Genomic DNA, 20,240 nt, shown 5'->3' on the forward strand with positions numbered 1-20,240 from the left:
TTGCATGTGGCTGGTCGCGCCGTTCCCCGCGCCCCTTACGGAAGCGCAGCGGCCGTCTCGTGGGAAGTCGGCGCTACATGATGGGGTCGGGCTCCCGGGCCAGGTCCGCTGCTCCGACCAGGCCCGCCTTGTTGCCCAGTTGGGCGGCGATGACCTCGGCCACCGGGCGCCAGTTGCCGCCCACCAGCCAGCGCTTGTAGGACTTGCGGATCGGGTCGAGGACCAGTTCGCCCTCGTCCGAGAGGCCGCCGCCGACGATGAAGGCGGAGGGGTCGAAGAGGGAGGCCAGGTCGGCGAGGCCCGCGCCGGCCCAGCGGGCCAGCTCGCGGTAGGAGTCGACGGCGACCGGGTCGCCCTGGCGGGCGGCCATGGAGATGTGCTTGCCCTCGATGCCGTCGGGGGTGCCGTCACCGAGGCCGAGCAGGATCTCCGCGTTCTCGGGGGTGGCGTTGGCGCGCTGCTTGGCGTATCTGACGAGGGCGCGCCCGGAGGCGTACTGCTCCCAGCAGCCCTGCGAGCCGCAGCCGCACAGCAGGCCGTCCGGCACCATGCGGATGTGGCCGAACTCGGCGGCCACGCCATAGTGGCCGCGACGCAGCTTGTTGCCGATGATGATGCCGCCGCCGAGGCCGGTGCCGAGGGTGATGCAGATGACGTTGCGGTGGCCCTTGCCCGCGCCGAACTTGTACTCGCCCCATGCGGCCGCGTTGGCGTCGTTCTCCACGACGACCGGCAGGCCCACGCGGGCCTCGACCTTGGCCTTCAGCGGCTCGTTGCGCCAGTCGATGTTGGGCGCGAAGTACACCTCCGAGCGCTGGCGGTTGACGTAACCGGCCGCACCGATGCCCACGCCCACGATCTCGTGCCCGGCGCGTGCGCCCTCCACGGCGGAGGCGATGGCGTCCACGATCGCCTCGGGCGTGCCCGGGGTCGGCACCTTGTGCGTCGAGAGGATGTTGCCTTCCTCATCGACCACGCCGGCCGCGATCTTGGTGCCGCCGATGTCGACGCCGATGGTGAGTCCCATGAATCCCTCAGTTTCGGTCGAGCCCCGCTACGGCCAACCGTACCCGAGGCCCTGCCGCCAAGGCCTCGACGTCCAATCGCTGGGCAGCCCGGAACCGGGCGGCGAGGCCTGAGGGAGGGGTCCGAGGGAGGGTCAGTCCAGGTCGATGCGCTGCCCGGGACCGGTGCCGCCCTCGTCGCCGTCCCGGCGCTCGTCCAGATCCTTGTGCAGGTCCGTCGTACGGCTCGTCCAGCGCTGTTCCTGGGCCTGGACCGCGGAGCGGTAGGCGGCGAGCAGTTCGTTGCCCGCGGCGGCGAGGTGGTCGAAGACGTCCGGGTTGCGTTCGATGACGGGTTCGACCGCGGCCTTCGCCTGCTGGACGACCTGCTTCACCACCTGCTGGGCGGCCGGTCCGGCGACGGAGCCGAGCAGCGGCGACTGGATCGACGACAGCTTCTCCGAGACGGCGTCGACGAGCTTGCGCAGTTCCTCACCGGCCGAGATCGGGGGCTGGCCGTACTCGGCGCGGCGGCGGGCCTTCTCGGCCGCGAGGTCCTCGGCGCACGCCTTCGCCCAGGCGTCGGCGTCGGTCGCCCGCTCCTCGTCGATCACCTCGTTATTGCCGGCGTCGGACGGGGGGAGCTCTTCGCTCATGACGACCTCCTGACTACGGTTCGTCTCTACGACGTTACCCGAATGGGCGTACGTGGTTCACGGCCTGTCCGGCCACAGATCCGGGTCGGGCACGAACCGGATGCGCAGTTCGCCCTCGCGCAGCGCGGCCCCGTCGACGGTGCAGCGGCGCAGGACGGACGGCAGCGGGACGATACGCCGGAACCGGCCTGCCGCGACGACGAGTTCGTCGCCGCGCCGGATGAGGTCCAGGTCGTCGCGTATGGCGCCGGGCAGCGGGAGGTGCCAGACGAGCACGCCGTCGTCGGCGAGCCGGTCGGTGACGGGCCACTCGACGGTGGACGTCGTGCCGTTGACGTCCAGGGTGCCGGGGACGGCGAGCGCGGCGAGGTCGTCCGTGCCGCGCGGGTCGCGGCCGAGATGGGCGACCGTCCGGACGTCGTACTGCTCCTGCCACTCGTCCAGGACCTTGCGCTGCTGGGCGACGAGCCCGGCGAGCCAGCCGTTCGCCTCGGGCAGCACCCGGTTGGCGACCAGGGCGTCGGTGCGCAGGCCGCGCAGGGCGAGGGCGAGGCCGGCGGAGTGCACGGCGTCGGCACCGGCCGGCCCGGGTTCGGCGACCAGCCGTACAACGGTGTTCCGGTCGGCGAGGACCGCCTCGACGGCGCCGAGTTCCGTGTCCCAGCGGGCGGCCGTCTCGTACAGCCACTCCGAGGGCATGGGGACCCCGGCGAGCCGCCCGAGAACGGGCCGCAGGGCCCTGGCCGCCTGCCGCTCGGGCGGCAGCAGCCGGCGCAGATACCGGCGCAGCTCTTCGGGCAGGGCCAGCAGGGCGAGCGCCTGCGGGGTCGGCGGCAGATCGACGACCAGCAGGTCATGGGCCTCCGCGAGAGCCGCGTCGCGCAGGGCCCGCAGCAGGTTCAGCTCCTCGGCGCCCGGAAGCGGGGTGACCTCCTCGGCATCCAGCCGGGAGGCCCCGAGCAGATCGAGAACGTTGGCCGCACGTTCCTGAAAAGCGCTGAGATCATCCCGAAAACCGGCAGCGGCATCGGGCCGCCAGGCGGTGAGGTCGGGGGCGACGGTGACCGGAGCGGGTCCCGTCGCCGCCCCGAGTACGGCACCCAGGGTGTCAGTGCGGTCGGCACTGAGAACGAGGGTGCGGGTGCCCTCGCGGGCGGCGGCCAAGGCGGTGGCGGCCGCAACGGTGGTACGGCCACTACCGCCAGGCCCGGTGATCAGGATGGTGCGCATGAGGCTGAACGCTAACCCAGACGCCCTTGGGGGCGCGGGGCTGTGTCAATGTGCGGCTCCGCCGCGTGGGCGCGACCAGCCCGAACGCACCCGCACCCGGCGACGAACCCTCACCCCTACGGTGCGACCTACTTCTCCCCCGACTCCACCCGCTTCTTGAGCCCGGCCAGGGCCCGGTCAATGATGACCTTCTCAGCCTTGCGCTTGATCATCCCGAGCATCGGAATCTTGACGTCCACCGTCAGCTGATACGTGACCTCGGTCGCCCCGGCCCCCACCGCCTTCAGGATGTACGACCCGTCGAGCGCCCGCAGCATCTGCGACTTGACCAGGGTCCAGGAGACCGAGTTCTCACCGGTCCAGGTGTACGCCAGCACCTGGTCGTCCTTGATCGCGCCGGCGTCCATGACGAGGCGGACCTGCTCGGCGCGGCCCCGGGCGTCGGTCTCGAGGACCTCCGCCTCCTTCACCTCGCCGGTCCAGTCCGGGTAGCGGGCGAAGTCTGCGATCACCGCCATGACATCGGCCGGTGCCGCCTCGATCGTGATGCTCGAGCTGGTGTGTTCCGCCATCGCCGTGGCTCCTCCAGATGCGGGCCGGTAAAGAGGTCGTCGTGCGCACGGTGCGCGCAGCGTGAAGGCTACCGCGCACGTCGGCGCCCGCCTTCACCCCCACCTGCGTTGGGGCCTGCGCTGATTCACCATTCAAGCGCCCACGGCTTCCCGGTCCCCGCGAAGTGCCCCACGTTCACGCACTCCGTGGCCCCGATCCGCATCCGCCGCACCAGGGGCTGGTGGACGTGGCCGAACAGTGCGTACCGGGGGCGGGTGCGGCGGATCGCGTCCAGGAGGGCGCGGCTGCCCCGCTCGAAGCGGCGCGCCACCGTGTCGTAGACGAGTTCGGGCACCTCCGGCGGGATGTGGGTGCACAGCACGTCCACCTCGCCGACCGCCTCGATCTTCGCCGCGTACTCCTCGTCGCTGATCTCGTACGGGGTGCGCATCGGGGACTTGAGGCCGCCGCCGACGAAGCCGAAGGTGCGGCCGCCGATCTCCACGCGCTCGCCGTCGAGGACGGTCGTGCCGGGGCCGGCGTACTCCGGCCACAGGGGCGGCATGTCGACATTGCCGTAGGTGGCGTACGTCGGTGTCGGGAAGGCCGCGAACATCTCGGCGTACTGCTTGCGCACCGCCTGTTCGATCGCGGCGGCCCGGTCCGTGCCGATGCCGCCCCACAGGCGGGCCCCGAACTCCCGTGCCTCCTGGAAGCGGCGGGCGGTGCGCAGCTCGACGATGCGGTCGGCGTTCTCCTCGCCGAACAGGTCGGGGAAGATCCCGCGCGAGTGGTCGGCGTAGTCGAGGAAGAGGACCAGGTCGCCCAGACAGATCAGGGCATCGGCGCCCTCGCCGGCTCGGGCCAGGTCACGGGCGTTGCCGTGCACGTCGCTGACCACATGGACGCGTGTCCTGCGGTTGCCGGGTGGTGTGGATGCCATGGCGATCAAGGGTAAGCGTGTGGGGTGAACGTGAACAGTGGCGGCCGGTCCTGCCGTTACTGGCCAGTCAGTTAGCGGGTGGACTACCGTACGTAAAGCAACACCAACCCGTGTGACGCAGCGAACATCTCGCCGGGACCCCCTGTCGAAGAAGCCATACCGGCGGGTAACGTCCGGGCAGTCCAGTCGTGCTCAGGATTTCAACCACTGAATGCCCGAGCACCTGCCCGAGCCTTGGACCCACCGTCGCATCACACAACGTCGTGGCGCCGGCGCCTTATTAGGAGCAGCAGTCTTGCGCGAGTTCAGCCTTCCGGCTTTGTACGAGGTCCCTGCGGACGGCAATCTGACCGACATCGTCCGCAGAAACGCCGCGCAGCATCCGGACGTCGCCGTGATCGCCCGCAAGGTGGGCGGCGCCTGGCAGGACGTGACGGCGACCACCTTCCTGGCCGAGGTGCACGCGGCCGCCAAGGGGCTGATCGCCTCCGGCGTCCAGCCCGGCGACCGGGTCGGCCTGATGTCCCGCACCCGCTACGAGTGGACGCTGCTGGACTTCGCGATCTGGAGCGCGGGCGCGGTCACCGTGCCGGTGTACGAGACCAGCTCGCCGGAGCAGGTGCAGTGGATCCTGTCCGACTCGGGCGCCACCGCCATGATCGTCGAGCTGGACGGCCACGCGGCCGCCGTCGAGTCGGTGCGCGAGTCGCTGCCCGCCCTCAAGCACGTCTGGCAGATCGAGGCCGGCGCGCTCGAGGAGCTCGGCAGACTCGGCGGGGACGTCACCGACGCCATGGTCGAGGACCGCAGCTCGCTGGCCAAGGCCGACGACCCGGCGACGATCGTCTACACCTCCGGCACCACCGGCCGCCCCAAGGGCTGTGTGCTCACCCACCGCAGCTTCTTCGCCGAGTGCGGCAACATCGTGGAGCGGCTGCGCCCGCTGTTCCGCACGGGAGACTGCTCCGTGCTGCTGTTCCTGCCGCTCGCGCACGTCTTCGGCCGGCTGGTGCAGATCGCGCCGATGATGGCGCCGATCAAGCTGGGCCTGGTCCCGGACATCAAGAACCTCACCGACGAACTGGCCTCGTTCCGGCCGACGTTGATCCTCGGTGTGCCGCGCGTCTTCGAGAAGGTCTACAACTCGGCGCGCGCCAAGGCGCAGGCGGACGGCAAGGGCAAGATCTTCGACAAGGCGGCGGACACCGCGATCGCGTACAGCCGTGCGCTGGACACGCCGTCCGGCCCGTCGCTGGGCCTGAAGCTCAAGTACAAGACGTTCGACAAGCTCGTCTACAGCAAGCTGCGTGCGGTGCTCGGCGGCCGCGGCGAGTACGCGATCTCCGGCGGCGCCCCGCTGGGCGAGCGCCTGGGTCACTTCTTCCGCGGCATCGGCTTCTCGGTCCTGGAGGGCTACGGCCTCACCGAGTCCTGTGCCGCCACCGCCTTCAACCCCTGGGACCGCCAGAAGATCGGCACGGTCGGCCAGCCGCTGCCCGGCTCGGTGATCCGGATCGCGGACGACGGCGAGGTGCTGCTGCACGGCGAGCACCTGTTCAAGGGGTACTGGAACAACGAGGCGGCGACCGCGGAGGCGCTGGCCGACGGCTGGTTCCACACCGGTGACATCGGCACCCTCGACGAGGACGGCTACCTCAGGATCACCGGCCGCAAGAAGGAGATCATCGTCACCGCGGGCGGCAAGAACGTCGCCCCGGCCGTGATCGAGGACCGCATCCGGGCGCACGCCCTGGTGGCGGAGTGCATGGTGGTGGGCGACGGGCGGCCGTTCGTGGGCGCGCTGGTCACGATCGACGACGAGTTCCTGGGCCGCTGGGCCGCCGAGCACGGCAAGCCGGCGGGTTCCACCGCGGCGTCGCTGCGCGAGGACGCGGACCTGCAGGCCGCGATCCAGTCGGCAATCGACGACGGCAACGCCGCGGTGTCGAAGGCGGAATCGGTGCGGAAGTTCCGCATTCTGTCCTCCCAGTTCACCGAGGAGTCCGGCCACCTGACGCCGTCGCTGAAGCTCAAGCGCAATGTGGTGGCGAAGGACTACGCGGACGAGATCGAGGCGATCTACGCGAAGTAGTACGCCCCGGTCCTACGACGGCTCATGGCGCGGTGTCCTCCACGAGGACCCGCGCCATCGTCCGTTCGGCGAGCGCGGTGATCGTCACGAACGGGTTCACCCCGATCGAGCCCGGCACCAGCGAGCCGTCGGTGACGTACAGCTTCGAATACCCCTTCACCCGGCCGTAGTTGTCGGTCGCCTTGCCGAGCACGCAGCCGCCCAGCGGGTGGTAGCAGAAGTCGTCGGCGAAGACCTTGTTCGAGGACCCGAACAGGTCGTAGCGGTAGATCGTGGCGTTGGCCGAGTTGATCCGGTCGAACAGCTTCTTGGCCATGGCGACCGAGACGGCGCTCTGCGCGGCACTCCAGCCGAGCTTGACCGCGCCGGTCGAGGAGTCGTACGTGAAGCTCGCCCGCTCGGGGTTCTTGGTGATCGCCAGATAGAGGCTGACCCAGGTCTCGAACCCGATGGGCAGCGGGGCGATCTCCGCGAAGACCGGGTTGTCGGTGTTGGCCCAGTCGTCGATGCCCATGACCGGCATGGTCGACTGGTTGGCGCCGGTGGTGTCCCAGATGTGGTTGGCGCGGCCCAGCATGGTGTTGCCGTTGGTGCCCCAGCCGGCGCCGACGCTGGAGTTGAGGGCGGGCAGGGCGCCCGTGTCCCGGGCCCGGACGAGGAGTTCGGTGGTGCCGAGGCTGCCGCCGCCCAGGAAGAGGTACGTACAGCTGTACTGCTTGGTCTCGACGACCGCGCCGGTGTTGTCGATCCGGTCCGCGGTCAGGGTCCAGCTCCCGTCGCTCGCCCGGCCGATGGCCTTCACCTTCTCCAGGGTGTTGATGGTGACGTTCCCGGTGCCGAGCGCCGAGGCCAGATACGTCTTGTCGAGGCTCCGCTTGCCGTAGTTGTTGCCGTAGATGACCTCCTGTCCGAGCGCCGACTTGGTCGCCGTTCCGGCCGCCTCGCGCTGCATGTAGCCGAAGTCGTAGACGTTCGGCACGAAGGTGGTCTTCAGGCCGGTGTTGGCCGCGGCCTTACGGGAGGTCCGGGTGAACTGGTACCACTCGGTGGACTCGAACCACGTGGGGTCGACGGTGTTGACGCCGAGCATGGAGCGGGCCCGCGGGAAGTACGTGCCGTACATCTCGCTCGCGTCCACGGTGGGGAACTGCTCGGTGAAGTACGACTGGAGCGGCGTCACCGCCATGCCGCCGTTGACCAGGGAACCGCCGCCGACGCCGCGGCCGACGTACACGGACATGTTGGCGTAGTGCACGCGGTCCAGGGCGCCGGGATACGCGGTGATGTCCTTGTTGACGACGTCCAGCCACAGGAAGGTGGCCAGCGGGGCCTCGGTGCGGGTGCGGAACCACATGGAGCGCTGGTCCGGGGCGGCGGTGGAGCAGAAGATCTTGCCGTCGGGACCGGGGGTGTTCCAGAGGCGGCCCATCTCGAGGACGAGGGTGCGGATGCCGGCCTGGCCGAGGCGGAGGGCGGCGACTGCGCCGCCGTAGCCGGAGCCGATCACGATGGCGGGGGCGGAGTCGACTGCGGCGGGCTCGGCGGCGTGGGCGGACTGCAGTCCGATGCGGGTGAGGCCGGCTGTGGCCGCCGTCTGCAGGGCGATCATGCCCAGGATTTGACGTCTTGTCAGCTGACGTTGTATCAGTTTTGCTGTCATGTGCGCAGCATGGGCGGATTTTTCGGTTCCGCCTAGTGGGGTGCCACATATTCCTTGGTGGCGGCTGCGGGTCGTATGTGGCTTGTCGCGCCCACGCGGCGGAGCCGCAATCGACACAGCCCCGCGCCCCTGAAGGGGCGCTGCACTACAGCAAGGCCTTGAGCTGCTCCGCCAGAAGGTCCCAGCGCCACCTTTCCTCCACCCACTGCCGACCTCGCTCTCCCATCCGCCGCCGCAGCTCCGCATCTCCCAGGAGCACCACGATCCGGTCGGCTGTCTCCTCTGCGGAGCCGCCTCTCACCACCCAACCGGTCTCGCCGTCGAGTACCGCATCCGGGGCGCCGCCCGAGTCGCCCGCGACGACCGGGAGGCCGGTGGCCGAGGCCTCCAGGTAGACGATTCCCAGGCCCTCGACGTCGAGACCGCCCCTGCGCGTCCGGCAGGGCATGGCGAAGACGTCGCCGGCGCCGTAGTGGGCCGGGAGGTCGGGCCAGGGGACCGGGCCCGTGAAGCGGACCGCGTCGGCCACGCCGGTGTCGTGGGCCAGTCGCTGCAGGTCCTTCCCGTACGGGCCGCCGCCGACGATCAGCAGCACGGCGTCCGGCTGGGCGGCCAGGATGCGGGGCATGGCGAGGATCAGGGTGTCCTGGCCCTTGCGCGGCACCAGCCGGGACACGCACACGACCACCGGACGGTCGGTGAGGCCGAGGCGGGCCCTGATCGCCGCGCCGCCCGACTCCGGGTGGAAGGTCTTCTCGTCGACGCCCGGCGCCAGCTGCACCATCCGCCCGGCCGCCTCAGCGGTCAGGGCGGTGGCGATCCGCGAGCGCGTGTACTCGCCGAGGTAGGTGATCGTGTCCGTGGACTCGCCGATACGGCGCAGCAGCTGCCGCGCGGCCGGCAGCTGCGCCCATCCCGCCTCGTGACCGTGGGTGGTGGCCACCAGCCGCTCGGCGCCCGCCTTGCGCAGGGCCGGCGCCATCAGGCCGAGCGGCGCCGCCGCCCCGAACCACACCGACGTACAGCCGTGCTCCCGCAGCAGCCCGACCGCCCTCCGGGTCGCACCCGGCGTGGGCAGCAGCATCGTCGTGGCGTCGCGTACGACGGTGAAGGGCTGCTCGGCGTCGAAGGCGGCCGTGGCCTCGATCCCCTCCCGCGTGCGCTTCCAGGTGGATGCGTAGACGATGAGACGGTCGGGGTCGAGCCGTAGCGCCATGTTGTGCAGAAACGCCTGGATACCGCCCGGGCGGGGCGGGAAGTCGTTCGTCACGATCAGGGTCTTGTGCATCGCCGCCGACCTTATCCAACGGGTCGCGCACAGCTCGGCACGGCCACGTTTATGGCACGCACACAGCTGCACAGGACATCATGTTCCCCTCAAGACCGGAACGGGAAGCGGACGGAAACGGGGCTCCGGTGGACATTGCGGGTGGAAGGCGGCCCCTTGCGGGACTGCTGGTGACCTGGGGCCTGACCAGGCTGGTGCTGCTGCTGTTCGTCCTCAAGGTGTTCGTCTTCCCGGGGCCGGACGTCACCACCGACGTGTCCGTGATCTACCAGGGCTGGTACGAGACCCTGCGCCACGGCACCTTCCCGCTGGACGACGTCACCTGGCAGTACCCGCCCGCCGCCGCCCTCCCGATCCTCTCCCCCGCGCTGCTGGGCTTCCTCGACTACGCGACGGCCTTCTTCGTCCTCGCCTTCCTGGCGGACCTGGTCGTGCTGTCGCTGCTCCTGTACGCGGGGCTGCGTCCGGGCAAGACCCTGCGCGGCGCCTGGGTGTGGGTGCTGGGCGTACCGCTGCTCGGGCCGACCGTGTACGCACGCTACGACGTGATGGTCACCGCGGTGGCCGTGGCCGGGCTGCTGGCGGGTGCCCGGCATCCGCGTGTGATGGGCATCCTGGTGGGCTTCGGGGCGATGCTGAAGGTGTGGCCGGCGCTGCTGCTGGTCGGCGCCCGCAAGCGCGGCACCTGGGCCTGGGCGGCGGCGACCGTGGCCGCGCTGGCGGCGGTGTTCGCGGTGACCATGCCCGGCGCGTTCGCCTTCCTGACCTTCCAGCGCAACCGCGGCACCGAGGTGGAGTCGCTGGGCTCCCTCGTCTTCCACGTCGCCCGGCAGTTCGGCTGGAACGGCCAGGTGCTGCTGAACTACGGCTCGATCGAATTCCTCGGCCCGTACGTCGGCCTGGTCAGCACCGCGGCCCTGTTCCTGACCGGCGTCGTCTTCGGCTGGCTGCTGCTGTGGCGGCTGATGGCCACGCGTTTCCTGCCGAACACGCTCGCGGACGCGGCCTTCGTGGCGGTGCTGATGTTCACGGTCACCAGCCGGGTGATCAGCCCGCAGTACATGGTGTGGCTGGTGGGTCTCGGGGCCGTCTGCCTGTGCTTCCGGAGCAGCCGGATGCGGGTGCCGGTGGCGCTGGTGCTCGTGGCCGCCTTCGTGACGGTGCTGGAGTTCCCGGTCTGGTTCCTGCACGTCGTCATGAGCGACACCCTCGGCGTCGCCCTGCTCGTCATGCGCAACGGCCTGCTGGTCGTCGCCACCGTGCTCGGGGCCGTGGAACTGTGGCAGTCGACGGTCTCCCGCGAGCCCGTGCCGCCCCTGCCCACACAGGCCACCCGCACCAGGGAGAACTCGAACTCCTCCTGAGGGGACCCCGTCGCCCGGCCCGGGTCAGCCGAGTTGCGCCCGGAGGTAGTCCCGCCACTGCCGGGTGAACGTCTGCGGTGTCGTCCCCAGCACCTTCTGCAGCGCACTTTCCACCGAGCCCGCCCGCTGCCGGTGGTCGCCGACCGCGCGGTAGAACTGCCGGAGCCGCTCAAGACTCCACTGCTGCGCGATCAGCCGGCAGGCCATCCAGCCGCCCTCGTAGGCCTGCGCCAGCTTCGTCGCGTCGCCGCTGAAACCGAAGTCCTTGTCGGTGGGCAGTTGGTCCGGCACCCGCCCCTCGCTCACCGCGCGCGCCAGCTCGGGCGCGGCCTCGGGCGGGGTGCGGCCGGTGCCGAGGTAGCCGATCCAGTCGGCGTACCCCTCGGACAGCCACAGCGGGGTGGCGGCGTTGGTGTGGGCACGGGTGGCGACATGGGTGGTCTCGTGGGTGAGCACGACCTGCTTGCCCAGCGGGCCGAGCAGGGCGTACGCGTCCGGGTTGACGATGATGCGGTCCGCGGGCGCGGTCGGCGGACCGCCCACCTCGCCGGTGGTGACCGCCGCGATCCCGCGGTACTGGGAGGCGGGCGAACCGAGCAGCCCTGCCATGCCCTGCACCGACCCGGGCACGAGCACCACCACGTGTCCCGCCCAGTCGCTGCCCCAGGCCGCGGACACGGCGGGCACCGCACGGTCCGCGAGATCCGCGTAGGAGTGCAGCGCCTCGCTGGACTGCCCGGTGCCGAGAACGATGCTGTGGCTGCCGCGTACGACGGTCACCGGGCCCTGGTCCCACAGCTGCTGGGAGGACTTCTTGGCGGGCCTGTCCGTGTCCACGTACCACTGCCCGTCGCTCAGCCGGGAGAGGGTCAGGGTGCGGCCGGTGGTGACGGGTGCGTTGTCGTATCCCTCGATGCGGTAGCGCAGTTCGGCGTCGGCGGTGGCCTCGTCGCCGGTGCGGTGCAGGACGGTCACGCGGTACGACCAGGACGCCAGCGGCACCCCGCGCAGGTTCTCGAACCAGCCCGGCGCACCCGTCTTCAGGAAGGCCGCCCGGTCGCGGTCGAGGACGGCGGTGGACCGCCGGTCCAGGACCCGTTGCAGATCGGCCCCGGCGCTGCCGCCGGCGGGCCGCCCGCCGCATGCCACCAAAGAGACGAGCAGCACCACGAGCGCCACCACTGAGAACTTCGACGCCCGCCCACGACCAGCCACTTTCCGATCGTAAGGCCGACAGGGGCGGTTGGTCAGACCCGGGTGACCGAGGACACCGGCAGCATGTCCACCGGGTCGTACCGCACGGGCGCGCCGGGGTAGGGCGCGTGGATCACCTGGCCGTTGCCCATGTACATCCCGACATGGCTGGCGTCGGAACGGTAGATGACCAGGTCGCCGGGGCGCGCCTCGGAGAGCGGGATCTGCCGGCCGGCGTACGCCTGCTCCTGCGAGGTGCGCGGCAGCTGGACCCCGGCCTGCGCGTACGACCACTGCATCAACCCCGAACAGTCGAAGCCGTAGGGGCCGGTGGCGCCCCACACATACGGCATGCCGAGCGCGGAGCGGGCGGCGGCCATCGCGGCGGCCGCCCGGGCCGAGGCCGGCATGGCGCTGCCGAGGTCGGGGAAGAGCTCGCCGCGGTCGCCCCGGGAGGCGCGGCCGTAGGCGGCACGCTCCCCGTACGGCAGGGAGTTGAGCAGCCGGCGGGCCTCGGCGAGCTTCTTCTCCACGATCCTCTTGTGGGCGGCGACGGCCTTGCGGCTCTTCTCCAGCTCGGCGAGCTTGCCGACCGCTTCGGCGCGCTCCTGGGCGACGTCGCGCATCGAGGACTGGAGGTCTCTGAGCTCGCCCGCCTGATGGGCGTTGATCCGGTCCAGGGCGGAGGCCTTGTCGAGGTAGTCGGACGGGTTGTCGGAGAAGAGCAGGGCGAGGGTCGGGTCGATTCCGCCGGAGCGGTACTGGGCGACGGCCAGCGAACCGAGCGACTCCCGCACGGAGTTGATGCGCTCCTGCTGCCGGGCGATCAGGTCCTGCGCGTCGTGCACCTGCTTCTGCAGCCTGCCGGCGGTTTCGTCGGCCTTGTTGTAGGCCTCGGTCGCCTTCTCGGCCTCCGCGTACAGACGGTCCACCTCGGCCCGGGTGTGGTCGTACGGAGCGGCGTCGGCCGGGACGGCGCCGAGGGCGGAAGCCGCGGCGGACAGCACACACAAGGCGGTGCCGGCGCCCCGGTTGAACCCGGACGTCGGTGCAAGGCGACGATGAGACCCCACGGGAAGCCGCGCTCCTTCCGCTGGCGACAAGGACTGCCTCCCTGCCTCAGCAGGGAAACGCGGCAGACAGTAACCCCGCGGCGGGGCGGCGGCCAAAGACCTCCGTGGTCACACAACGCGACGCCCCGCCTCTGACGCAGGTCATGGGCGGGGCGTGGGGTCAGTGCGGGTTCAGGTAATTCGCCCGTTCGGGCGGACCGGTGTCCTGATCTTGAAACGGATCCTCGGGGGACGCGTGTCAGATCCGGACACCGAACTGGAACGGCATGTCGCTGATCGACTCGTAGCGCACGACGGTGCCGGTGCGCGGGGCGTGCAGCACCATGCCGTTGCCCGCGTAGAGGCCGACGTGGTGCAGGTCGCCGTAGAAGAGCACGAGGTCGCCGACCTGGAGCTGGCTCTCCGAGTAGATCCGGGTACCCGCGTTGGCCTGGTCCTGCGAGGTGCGCGGTATCGAGACGCCGGCCTGGCCGTAGGCCCAGGAGGTCAGGCCCGAGCAGTCGTAGGAGGCGGTGCCGGTGGCGCCGTAGACGTACGGCTTGCCGAGCTGGGTCTTGGCGGCGTCGAAGGCGGCCTGTGCCCGGGCGGAGGCGGCGGTCGCGTTGCCGAGGTCCACCCGCTCGCTGGCCGAGCGGCTGGCGCGGGCGTCGGCGGCGGCGAGCGAGGCCCGCTCCGCGGCCGTCAGCGAGTTGAGCAGCTTCTGCGCCTCGGCGAGCTTGCCCTGGATGTCCTTCTTCTTGTTGCCCAGCTCCGTGCGGGTGGAGGCGAGGTCCTTGAGCTTGTCGGAGGCCTCGGCGCGCTCCTGGGCGAGTTCGCGCTGCTTCTCCTGGATCTTCTTCAGCGCCTCGACCTGCTGGGCGCTGAGCTGGTCGGCGGTGGACGCCTTGTCCAGGTAGTCGTTCGGGTTCGACGACAGGAAGAGCTGCAGGGACGAGTCGATGGTGCCGGTGCGGTACTGCGCGGCCGCCGCCAGGCCGATGGAGTCACGCAGCTGGTTGAGCTCCTCCTGGCCCCGGGCGACGTTGTCCTGGATGGTGGAGATCTCCTTCTGCAGCTTCTGCTGCTTCTCCTTGGCGCCGTTGAACTTCTCGGTGGCCTGCTCGGCCTGCTCGTACAGCTTGTCGACCTTGGCCTTGACCTCGTCCTTGGAGGGCTTCTCGCTCGGCGCTGCGTTCGCGGCCTGGGCGCTGAGGGCAACAGCGGCAGCAGCTGCGGTGGTGAGCACGGTCACACGAGCCCGGCTCGGCTGCTTCGGTCGACGATGGGACGCCACGGAAGAGGGCTCCTTCTTGTGAGTGATCACCCGCTCGGAGGTTCGAGGCCAGACCTTAGTGACCTTCCTGTGATCACTTCAAATCCTCGCGTGGAAAATCTTAGTGACGCAATGCATTCTTTGCACATAACCCACGTGCGGTGACGCGAGGTTGACGCTACGTTGCGTGACGATTGCGCCAATTCGGGCATTAAACCTAGAAGTTCGACCTTCGGGACAGCGGCCCGGGAGACGGCTCAGGAGAGCCGCTTCAGGAGCATCGCCGAGGCGATGGGCCGCGCCCCCGCGCGGGCCACTCCGTCGGCCACCTCGCGGTCCGTGGAAGCGACGATGACAGGCCGCCCGGGCGGCTCCGCACGTACCAGCTGGCGGATCAACTCGTCCGCGGTGACACCCGCTTTGGAGAACAGCACCCGCACTCCGCGCGGCGGCGCGAGCAGCACCGGGGCGGCCAGCTCGGCACCGTCGAAGACACAGGTGACCTCGGCGCCGGTCTGTGCAGCGAGTTGCGAAAGCTGCCCGAGGAGCCGCAACCGCTGCTTCTCCAGAGGCATTTGGGGATAACCCGTTTTAGTGACGTTGTAACCGTCGACGACCAGATGCGCCTGCGGCAGCTCCAGCAGCTGATCCAGGATCGCGGGGTCATTTTCGGACAAAGCGCGCGCAGCGATGTCTTTCGGGGTCATCCGTCCCGGTTCGACCGCATCGACGGTCTCCGCCGGCCGTACGGACACCGGCGGCAGCGCCAGCTCGCGGCGCAGCCCCTGGGCCGCGTCCAGGACGGTGTCCAGAAGCAGGCGCACGCGCATGTCCTCGACACTGCGCCCCTCGCGCGCTGCTCTGCGCGTGGCCTCCAGGGCGGCCTCCGCCTCCCCGAGCCGCGACTTCAGCCGCCGGGACTCGCTCTCGGCGGCGGACACCTGCGCCTGCCCCTCGGCGCGTACGGTCTCGATCTCACCCTGGATCTTGCGCAGGGCGGCCTCGCCCCGCTTGACGTCGCTGAGGGCCGCTCGCAGCTTGCGGTGCAGCGAGTCGGCCTCCTTCTTGGCGGCGTCCAGCTCGGCACGGAGCCGCTCGGTGTCGGCCCTGGTCTGCTCCCGGGCCCGGTCGAGCTCCGCCCGCAGCCGTTCCAGCTCGGCCCGGCTCTCCTCGTCGGCGCGCTCGGCATCGGCCCGCTGGGCCTCCTCACCGGCCGCGGTCACGAGCTTCACCCAGCCGGTGGGCCGCAGCACATAGGCCGCGGCCGCCACGTCGAGCGGATCCGCGGCCGGGGGCGGCGAGCCGGAGTCGAGAGCGCCGGTGAGTTCCGGCTGGGTCTCTCTCAGCTTCTCCCCGATGCGCTGCCGGAACAGCGGATCGGTCTCCAGGGCGGCCGCCATCGCGTTGCCGGCGAACTTGGCCCGCCGGTTCGGTGCGAAGCGGGCGTACTGCCTGAGCTGGGCGGGCAGTTCACCGACGGTCAGCCCGCCGAAGCCGTCCGAGACGATCTGGACGACCCTGCGGCGCACTCCGTCGGGCAGCGGACGGTCAAGCACCTCGGCGGTGCCGTCGCCCGGCCCCCCGCCTGTGGTCTCCACCATCCGTCACACCCCATTACCTGTGGGGCCGCTCCGCTCAGGAGTCGGCGCCCGGCCTGTCCACGAGTTCCACCTGATCCACCGCGTTGCACCAGCGACAGCGCACCGACTCGATGGTCTCACTGACCACCTCGCGCTCCTCGACCTTGGGCTCACCGGCCAGATCGAGGTGGACGTACTCGACGACCTTCGACGAGCGGGTCACGTCGAAACGCGTGAGGTTGCCGCAGAGGGTGCAGCGCCACCGCGTCGTGGCGGTCGGCAGGGGAACCGTCATCGTGCCTGTGCTCTTTCCTTCTAGGCCTTCTATTGTCAGTGACGCCCGAGCTTCCCCGGGCGTGTGGCTCGTAACCCTACGGCCTGGCACGGACTCGCCGCCCGTCCGTCCACGGCGGCGAGGCGGTCTGTGCGACTGCGTCCTGTTACGTCATGCTCTGTGTTCATGATCGGCAAGTGGAGCGCGACCGTCGGCAGAGCGATCCGGCGCCCCTCGGCGCCCATGACGCACACGCTGATCGCCCTGTGCTGTCTGCTCTTCGTCACCGGCCCCGCAGCCGGCCTCAATCCGGTCCACGGTTCCGGCGAGGCGCTGCTCGCCGCCCAGCGCGCCTACTTCCATCGCTGGGGAGTCGTCCCGGCCGAGCTGTTCCAGGGCTCCCCCAGGGCCGCCCTGACCCCCGCCACGGCCCTGTTCGTGCACGGCAGCTGGGTGCACCTGCTCGGCAACATGCTCTTCCTCTACGTCTTCGGGGCGATGACCGAGGAACGGATGGGCCGCGTCCAGTTCACGCTCTTCTACGTCGGCTGCGGCTACCTCGCCCTGCTGGGGTACGCGGCGGCCAATGCCACGTCCCAGCAGTCCCTGGTCGGCGCGTCCGGGGCGATCTCGGCGGTCCTCGGCGCGTTTCTGTACCTGTTCCCCGGGGCGCGGGTGACCAGTCTCCTGCCGTTCCTCTTCTTCCTGCCCCTGCGCTTCCCCGCCTGGATCGTGCTGCCCTTCTGGGCGGCCCTGCAGTGGCTGGCGGCCGGGCACGCGGCGACGGGACCGGGGGTGGCCTATCTGGCCCACCTGGTGGGCTTCGGCCTGGGCTTCGTCTACGCCTGGGTCCGATTCGGCCGTACGACTAGAGTGAAGTCCGCCCCAGCAACGGCCCCCGAGGGAGAGAACCAGCCGTGATCACCGCGATCGTCCTCATCAAGACCAGCGTGGACCGGATCCCCGAGATCGCGGAGCGGATCGCTTCGCTGGAGAGCGTGAGTGAAGTCTTTTCCGTGACCGGAACGTATGACCTGATCGCGATGGTGCGGGTGAAGCAGCACGAGGATCTTGCTGATGTGATTCCTGGCAGCATCAGCAAGATCCCCGGTGTCGAGGCGACGGATACACACGTCGCGTTTCGTACGTACTCGCAGCACGATCTGGAGGCGGCTTTCGCCATCGGGCTGGATTCCTGAGGGCCGCCCAGGCGTCTGCGGGGAGGCGAGAGCCGCTGCTCACACCGCCGGGACGCAGCGGCCGTCCTCCGTGCGGTACTGCCACTTGGCGCCGTCCGCCACCAGTTCCTGCACGGCGGTGACGAAGCGCTCGACGTGTTCGTCGGGGGTGCCGGCGCCGAAGCTGACGCGGATGGCGTTGAGGGACTTCTCGCCGGGGGCGGCCTCGGGGGCGCCGCACTCGCCCTGGGTCTGCGGGTCACTGCCCAGGAGGGTGCGGACCAGCGGGTGGGCGCAGAAGAGACCGTCGCGGACGCCGATGCCGTACTCGGCGGAGAGCGCGGCGGCGAAGTGCGAGCTGTTCCAGCCCTCGACGACGAAGGAGATCACGCCGACCCGGGGGGCGTCGTCGCCGAAGAGGGAGAGCACCTTCACCTGCGGGACCTCCGCCAGGCCCGCCCTGACCTTCTCGATCAGGTGCTGCTCACGGGCGACCAGGGCGTCGAAGCCGGCCTCGGTGAGCGCCTTGCAGGCCGACGCGATGGAGTAGGCGCCGATCACGTTCGGGGAGCCGGCCTCGTGGCGGGCGGCGCTGTCGTGCCACTCCACGTCCACGCCGCCGTCCTCGCGCCGGGTGACCTTGCGGCTGGCGCCGCCACCCGCGAGGTAGGGGTCGGCGGCCTGCAGCCAGTCGGCGCGGCCGGCCAGCACGCCGGAGCCGAAGGGCGCGTACAGCTTGTGGCCGGAGAAGGCGACCCAGTCGACGTCGAGGTCCTGCACGGAGACCGGGTGGTGCGGGGCGAGCTGGGCGGCGTCCAGGACGATACGGGCGCCGTGCGCATGGGCCGCCGCCGCGAGCTCGCGTACGGGCCACAGCTCACCGGTGACGTTCGAGGCGCCGGTGACGCAGACCAGGGCCGGGCCATGGCTCCCTTCAACGGACACAGTACGGCCGGCGAGGGCCTTCTCCAGCGTCTCGACGGCCTGCTGCGGGGTGCGCGGGGCGTTGAGGTAGGTGACCCGGGCGTCCTTCCAGGGCAGCAGGCTGGCGTGGTGCTCGGTCTCGAAGACGAAGACCTGGCAGTCGGCCGGGAGGGCCCGCGCCAGCAGGTTGAGGGAGTCCGTGGTCGACCGGGTGAAGATCAGCTGGTCGTCGGCGCGGCAGTCGAGGAACTCGGCGACGGTCCTGCGGGCGTTCTCGAAGAGGTCGGTCGACAGCTGGGAGAGATAGCCGGCGCCGCGGTGGACGCTGCCGTAGTAGGGCGCGTAGGCCGCAACGTCGTCCCACACGCGCTGCAGGGCGGGCGCGCTGGCCGCGTAGTCGAGCGCCGCATAGGTGACTTCGCCGCCCGTGACGAGCGGGACGGTGACATCCCGCCCCAGAACGGGCAGCGGGGCACAAACCGAGGTGGCGGCGGCAGCGGTGGAGACAGACATGGCGGAACTCCCGTGTGGGCAGGTGGAATTCGCCCCGCGAGCGGTGGCGCTCCAGCAGGGGCGTGAAGAAGAAAAGGGGATGCGGAGGCGGGGCTCTGCGGCCCTATCGCATTCGCTTGCTCACGGAAGGCTCCTCGACGACCAGGACCCCTGGTTGCTCGAGGGGTCCGCGCTTGCCGTAGACCTCGCTGCCTACGGCCTGGTCTTCACCCGGGGCACCCCGCCACGGACGGAGGGTTGCCGGACAGTCGGCCGGGGCCTCATGACTGTCACTCATGACCTGGACAGGAACGTACGTGAAGTGATCGCGGTCCCGCAACTCGTGTCCGCATTGCGGGACCGCACTGCCCTGCTATGCGTTGCTGGCCGCCACCCAGCGCTCCAGCGCCCGCTTGGCCGCGCCGGAGTCGATCGACTGCGCCGCCTTGTCCATGCCGGCCCGGATCTGCTCGGCCAGCGTCCCGGGGCCCGGGTCGAGGGCGACGAGCGCGGCCGCCGAGTTCAGCAGTACGGCGTCCCGCACCGGGCCCTTCTCGCCGTCGAGGAGCCTGCGGGCGACCTCCGCGTTGTACGACGGGTCGGCGCCGCGCAGGGCCTCCACCGGAACCAGCTCGATGCCGACGTCACGGGGGTCGAAGGTCTCCTCGGTGACCTTGCCGTCCCGGACGACCCAGACGCGTGAGGTGGCCGTCGTCGTCAGCTCGTCGAAGCCGTCGTCGCCGCGGAAGACGAGGGAGGAGTTGCCGCGCTCGGCGAGGACGCCGGCGATGAGTGGCGCCAGGCGCGGGTCTGCGACACCCACCGCCTGTGCCTTCACCTTCGCCGGGTTGGTCAGCGGACCGAGGGCGTTGAAGGTCGTCCGAATGCCCAACTGCCCTCGTGCGGCGGCCACATGACGCAGCGCCGGATGGAACTTGATGGCGAAGCAGAACGTGATGCCGGCTTCCTCCGCGACCTCCGCCACCCGCTTCGGCGTCAGTTCCAGATTGACGCCCAGCTTCTCCAGCACGTCCGAGGCCCCGGACGCCGAGGAGGCGGCCCGGTTGCCGTGCTTGACGACTTTTGCGCCCGTGCCCGCGATGACGATCGCCGACATCGTGGAGATGTTCACCGTCTTCGCGCCGTCGCCGCCCGTACCGACGATGTCGACGGTCCGTCCCGGCACCTCGATCACGTTCGCGTGCTCGTACATCGTGCGGACCAGCCCGGTGATCTCCTCGACGGTCTCGCCCTTGGCGCGCAGCGCCACCGCGAACCCGGCGATCTGGGCGTCGGTCGCCTCACCGCGCATGATCAGGTCCATCGCCCAGGCGGTGTCGTCGGCGCTGAGGTCGTGGCCGTCCAGCAGGCCGTTCAGCAGCCGGGGCCAGGAACGGCCCGCCGCGGTGTCGCCTCCAGCGGGGGTCACAGCGCTCATGAGGCCGCTCCTGGTCGTCGTAGAAGAAGAAAACGAGTGTGAGGCC

At 70.5% G+C, this 20,240-nt stretch carries 18 protein-coding genes and 1 riboswitch; of the genes, 4 read left to right on the plus strand and 14 right to left on the minus strand.

The genetic code is table 11. The annotated features are described in order from the left end of the window. Window positions 1-73: 73 nt before the first annotated feature. The 5 genes from ABD355_RS35995 to ABD355_RS36015 form a co-directional block, all read right to left on the minus strand. Window positions 74-1,027, minus strand: a complete 954-nt coding sequence (locus tag ABD355_RS35995; RefSeq protein WP_344405187.1) for an ROK family glucokinase — start codon at window positions 1,025-1,027, stop codon at window positions 74-76. Between the two features lie 132 nt (window positions 1,028-1,159). Beyond that, window positions 1,160-1,660: a DUF5304 domain-containing protein gene (locus tag ABD355_RS36000; protein WP_344405189.1), complete on the minus strand. Its 501-nt coding sequence runs from the start codon at window positions 1,658-1,660 to the stop codon at window positions 1,160-1,162. A gap of 57 nt (window positions 1,661-1,717) precedes the next feature. Beyond that, window positions 1,718-2,890, minus strand: coding sequence for an ArsA family ATPase (locus tag ABD355_RS36005; protein ID WP_344405190.1), 1,173 nt, complete (start codon window positions 2,888-2,890; stop codon window positions 1,718-1,720). 128 nt (window positions 2,891-3,018) lie between these two features. Beyond that, entirely contained in the window at window positions 3,019-3,462 is a 444-nt protein-coding gene (locus tag ABD355_RS36010; RefSeq protein ID WP_344405191.1) for an SRPBCC family protein, read from the minus strand. 125 nt (window positions 3,463-3,587) lie between these two features. Beyond that, on the minus strand, window positions 3,588-4,343 hold the full coding sequence (locus tag ABD355_RS36015) for a metallophosphoesterase (RefSeq protein ID WP_180292491.1): 756 nt from the start codon (window positions 4,341-4,343) through the stop codon (window positions 3,588-3,590). Window positions 4,344-4,680: 337 nt separating this feature from the next. Here ABD355_RS36015 and ABD355_RS36020 point away from each other — a divergent pair, with 337 nt between their 5' ends. Beyond that, a complete protein-coding gene (locus tag ABD355_RS36020) occupies window positions 4,681-6,477 on the plus strand; it encodes an AMP-dependent synthetase/ligase (RefSeq protein ID WP_344405192.1) in 1,797 nt (598 codons plus the stop codon). Window positions 6,478-6,499: 22 nt separating this feature from the next. On the opposite strand, the gene ABD355_RS36025 is transcribed toward ABD355_RS36020, so the two are convergent. Then, on the minus strand, window positions 6,500-8,137 hold the full coding sequence (locus ABD355_RS36025) for a GMC oxidoreductase (RefSeq protein ID WP_486388681.1): 1,638 nt from the start codon (window positions 8,135-8,137) through the stop codon (window positions 6,500-6,502). 145 nt (window positions 8,138-8,282) lie between these two features. Beyond that, complete coding sequence (locus ABD355_RS36030) at window positions 8,283-9,425, minus strand: glycosyltransferase family 4 protein (protein WP_344405195.1); 1,143 nt, start codon at window positions 9,423-9,425, stop codon at window positions 8,283-8,285. A gap of 128 nt (window positions 9,426-9,553) precedes the next feature. On the opposite strand from ABD355_RS36030, the gene ABD355_RS36035 reads away from it, so the two are divergent. After that, window positions 9,554-10,789 (plus strand): glycosyltransferase 87 family protein, encoded by a 1,236-nt coding sequence (locus ABD355_RS36035; RefSeq protein ID WP_344405196.1) that lies wholly within the window; start codon window positions 9,554-9,556, stop codon window positions 10,787-10,789. A 24-nt stretch (window positions 10,790-10,813) separates the two neighbouring features. Here ABD355_RS36035 and ABD355_RS36040 read toward each other — a convergent pair whose 3' ends face one another. From ABD355_RS36040 to ABD355_RS36060, 5 genes are all read right to left on the minus strand, one after another. After that, a complete protein-coding gene (locus ABD355_RS36040) occupies window positions 10,814-12,004 on the minus strand; it encodes a hypothetical protein (RefSeq protein ID WP_344405197.1) in 1,191 nt (396 codons plus the stop codon). Window positions 12,005-12,036: 32 nt separating this feature from the next. Next, window positions 12,037-13,056 carry a C40 family peptidase gene (locus ABD355_RS36045; RefSeq protein ID WP_344405199.1) on the minus strand — a complete coding sequence of 340 codons (1,020 nt, stop codon included), beginning with the start codon at window positions 13,054-13,056 and terminating at the stop codon, window positions 12,037-12,039. Window positions 13,057-13,294: 238 nt separating this feature from the next. Further along, on the minus strand, window positions 13,295-14,329 hold the full coding sequence (locus ABD355_RS36050; RefSeq protein ID WP_344405200.1) for a C40 family peptidase: 1,035 nt from the start codon (window positions 14,327-14,329) through the stop codon (window positions 13,295-13,297). Between the two features lie 236 nt (window positions 14,330-14,565). Continuing rightward, window positions 14,566-15,909, minus strand: coding sequence for an NYN domain-containing protein (locus tag ABD355_RS36055; protein ID WP_344405201.1), 1,344 nt, complete (start codon window positions 15,907-15,909; stop codon window positions 14,566-14,568). Window positions 15,910-15,943: 34 nt separating this feature from the next. Continuing rightward, window positions 15,944-16,183, minus strand: coding sequence for a hypothetical protein (locus ABD355_RS36060; protein WP_009309707.1), 240 nt, complete (start codon window positions 16,181-16,183; stop codon window positions 15,944-15,946). A gap of 165 nt (window positions 16,184-16,348) precedes the next feature. Between ABD355_RS36060 and ABD355_RS36065 the strand changes: the two genes are divergently transcribed. Together ABD355_RS36065 and ABD355_RS36070 are read left to right on the plus strand one after the other, a co-directional pair. Beyond that, on the plus strand, window positions 16,349-17,083 hold the full coding sequence (locus ABD355_RS36065; protein ID WP_344405203.1) for a rhomboid family intramembrane serine protease: 735 nt from the start codon (window positions 16,349-16,351) through the stop codon (window positions 17,081-17,083). Then, window positions 17,080-17,361 carry an Lrp/AsnC family transcriptional regulator gene (locus tag ABD355_RS36070; RefSeq protein ID WP_099928230.1) on the plus strand — a complete coding sequence of 94 codons (282 nt, stop codon included), beginning with the start codon at window positions 17,080-17,082 and terminating at the stop codon, window positions 17,359-17,361. Before ABD355_RS36065 ends, ABD355_RS36070 begins: the two co-directional genes overlap by 4 nt. 39 nt (window positions 17,362-17,400) lie before the next feature. On the opposite strand, the gene ABD355_RS36075 is transcribed toward ABD355_RS36070, so the two are convergent. After that, on the minus strand, window positions 17,401-18,777 hold the full coding sequence (locus tag ABD355_RS36075) for an aminotransferase class V-fold PLP-dependent enzyme (RefSeq protein ID WP_344405204.1): 1,377 nt from the start codon (window positions 18,775-18,777) through the stop codon (window positions 17,401-17,403). Window positions 18,778-18,941: 164 nt separating this feature from the next. Then, window positions 18,942-19,058, minus strand: a riboswitch (SAM riboswitch). Window positions 19,059-19,129: 71 nt separating this feature from the next. Next, the gene (gene trpD, locus ABD355_RS36080; protein ID WP_344405206.1) at window positions 19,130-20,194 is read right to left on the minus strand and encodes an anthranilate phosphoribosyltransferase; all 1,065 of its coding nucleotides are present in this window, start codon (window positions 20,192-20,194) and stop codon (window positions 19,130-19,132) included. Window positions 20,195-20,240: the final 46 nt, after the last annotated feature.

Origin of the sequence: Streptomyces longisporus, from assembly GCF_039532765.1 — a bacterium.
Lineage (GTDB): Bacteria > Actinomycetota > Actinomycetes > Streptomycetales > Streptomycetaceae > Streptomyces > Streptomyces longisporus.

Excerpts from the sequence above, each read along its gene's own strand:
- ABD355_RS36030 (WP_344405195.1), bottom strand. The coding sequence starts at position 9,425 with ATGCACAAGACCCTGATCGTGACGAACGACTTCCCGCCCCGCCCGGGC.
- ABD355_RS36005 (WP_344405190.1), bottom strand. The coding sequence starts at position 2,890 with ATGCGCACCATCCTGATCACCGGGCCTGGCGGTAGTGGCCGTACCACC.
- trpD (WP_344405206.1), bottom strand. The coding sequence starts at position 20,194 with ATGAGCGCTGTGACCCCCGCTGGAGGCGACACCGCGGCGGGCCGTTCC.
- ABD355_RS36025 (WP_486388681.1), bottom strand. The coding sequence starts at position 8,137 with ATGACAGCAAAACTGATACAACGTCAGCTGACAAGACGTCAAATCCTG.
- ABD355_RS36010 (WP_344405191.1), bottom strand. The coding sequence starts at position 3,462 with ATGGCGGAACACACCAGCTCGAGCATCACGATCGAGGCGGCACCGGCC.
- ABD355_RS36055 (WP_344405201.1), bottom strand. The coding sequence starts at position 15,909 with ATGGTGGAGACCACAGGCGGGGGGCCGGGCGACGGCACCGCCGAGGTG.
- ABD355_RS36065 (WP_344405203.1), top strand. The coding sequence starts at position 16,349 with ATGATCGGCAAGTGGAGCGCGACCGTCGGCAGAGCGATCCGGCGCCCC.
- ABD355_RS35995 (WP_344405187.1), bottom strand. The coding sequence starts at position 1,027 with ATGGGACTCACCATCGGCGTCGACATCGGCGGCACCAAGATCGCGGCC.
- ABD355_RS36060 (WP_009309707.1), bottom strand. The coding sequence starts at position 16,183 with ATGACGGTTCCCCTGCCGACCGCCACGACGCGGTGGCGCTGCACCCTC.
- ABD355_RS36075 (WP_344405204.1), bottom strand. The coding sequence starts at position 18,777 with ATGTCTGTCTCCACCGCTGCCGCCGCCACCTCGGTTTGTGCCCCGCTG.
- ABD355_RS36000 (WP_344405189.1), bottom strand. The coding sequence starts at position 1,660 with ATGAGCGAAGAGCTCCCCCCGTCCGACGCCGGCAATAACGAGGTGATC.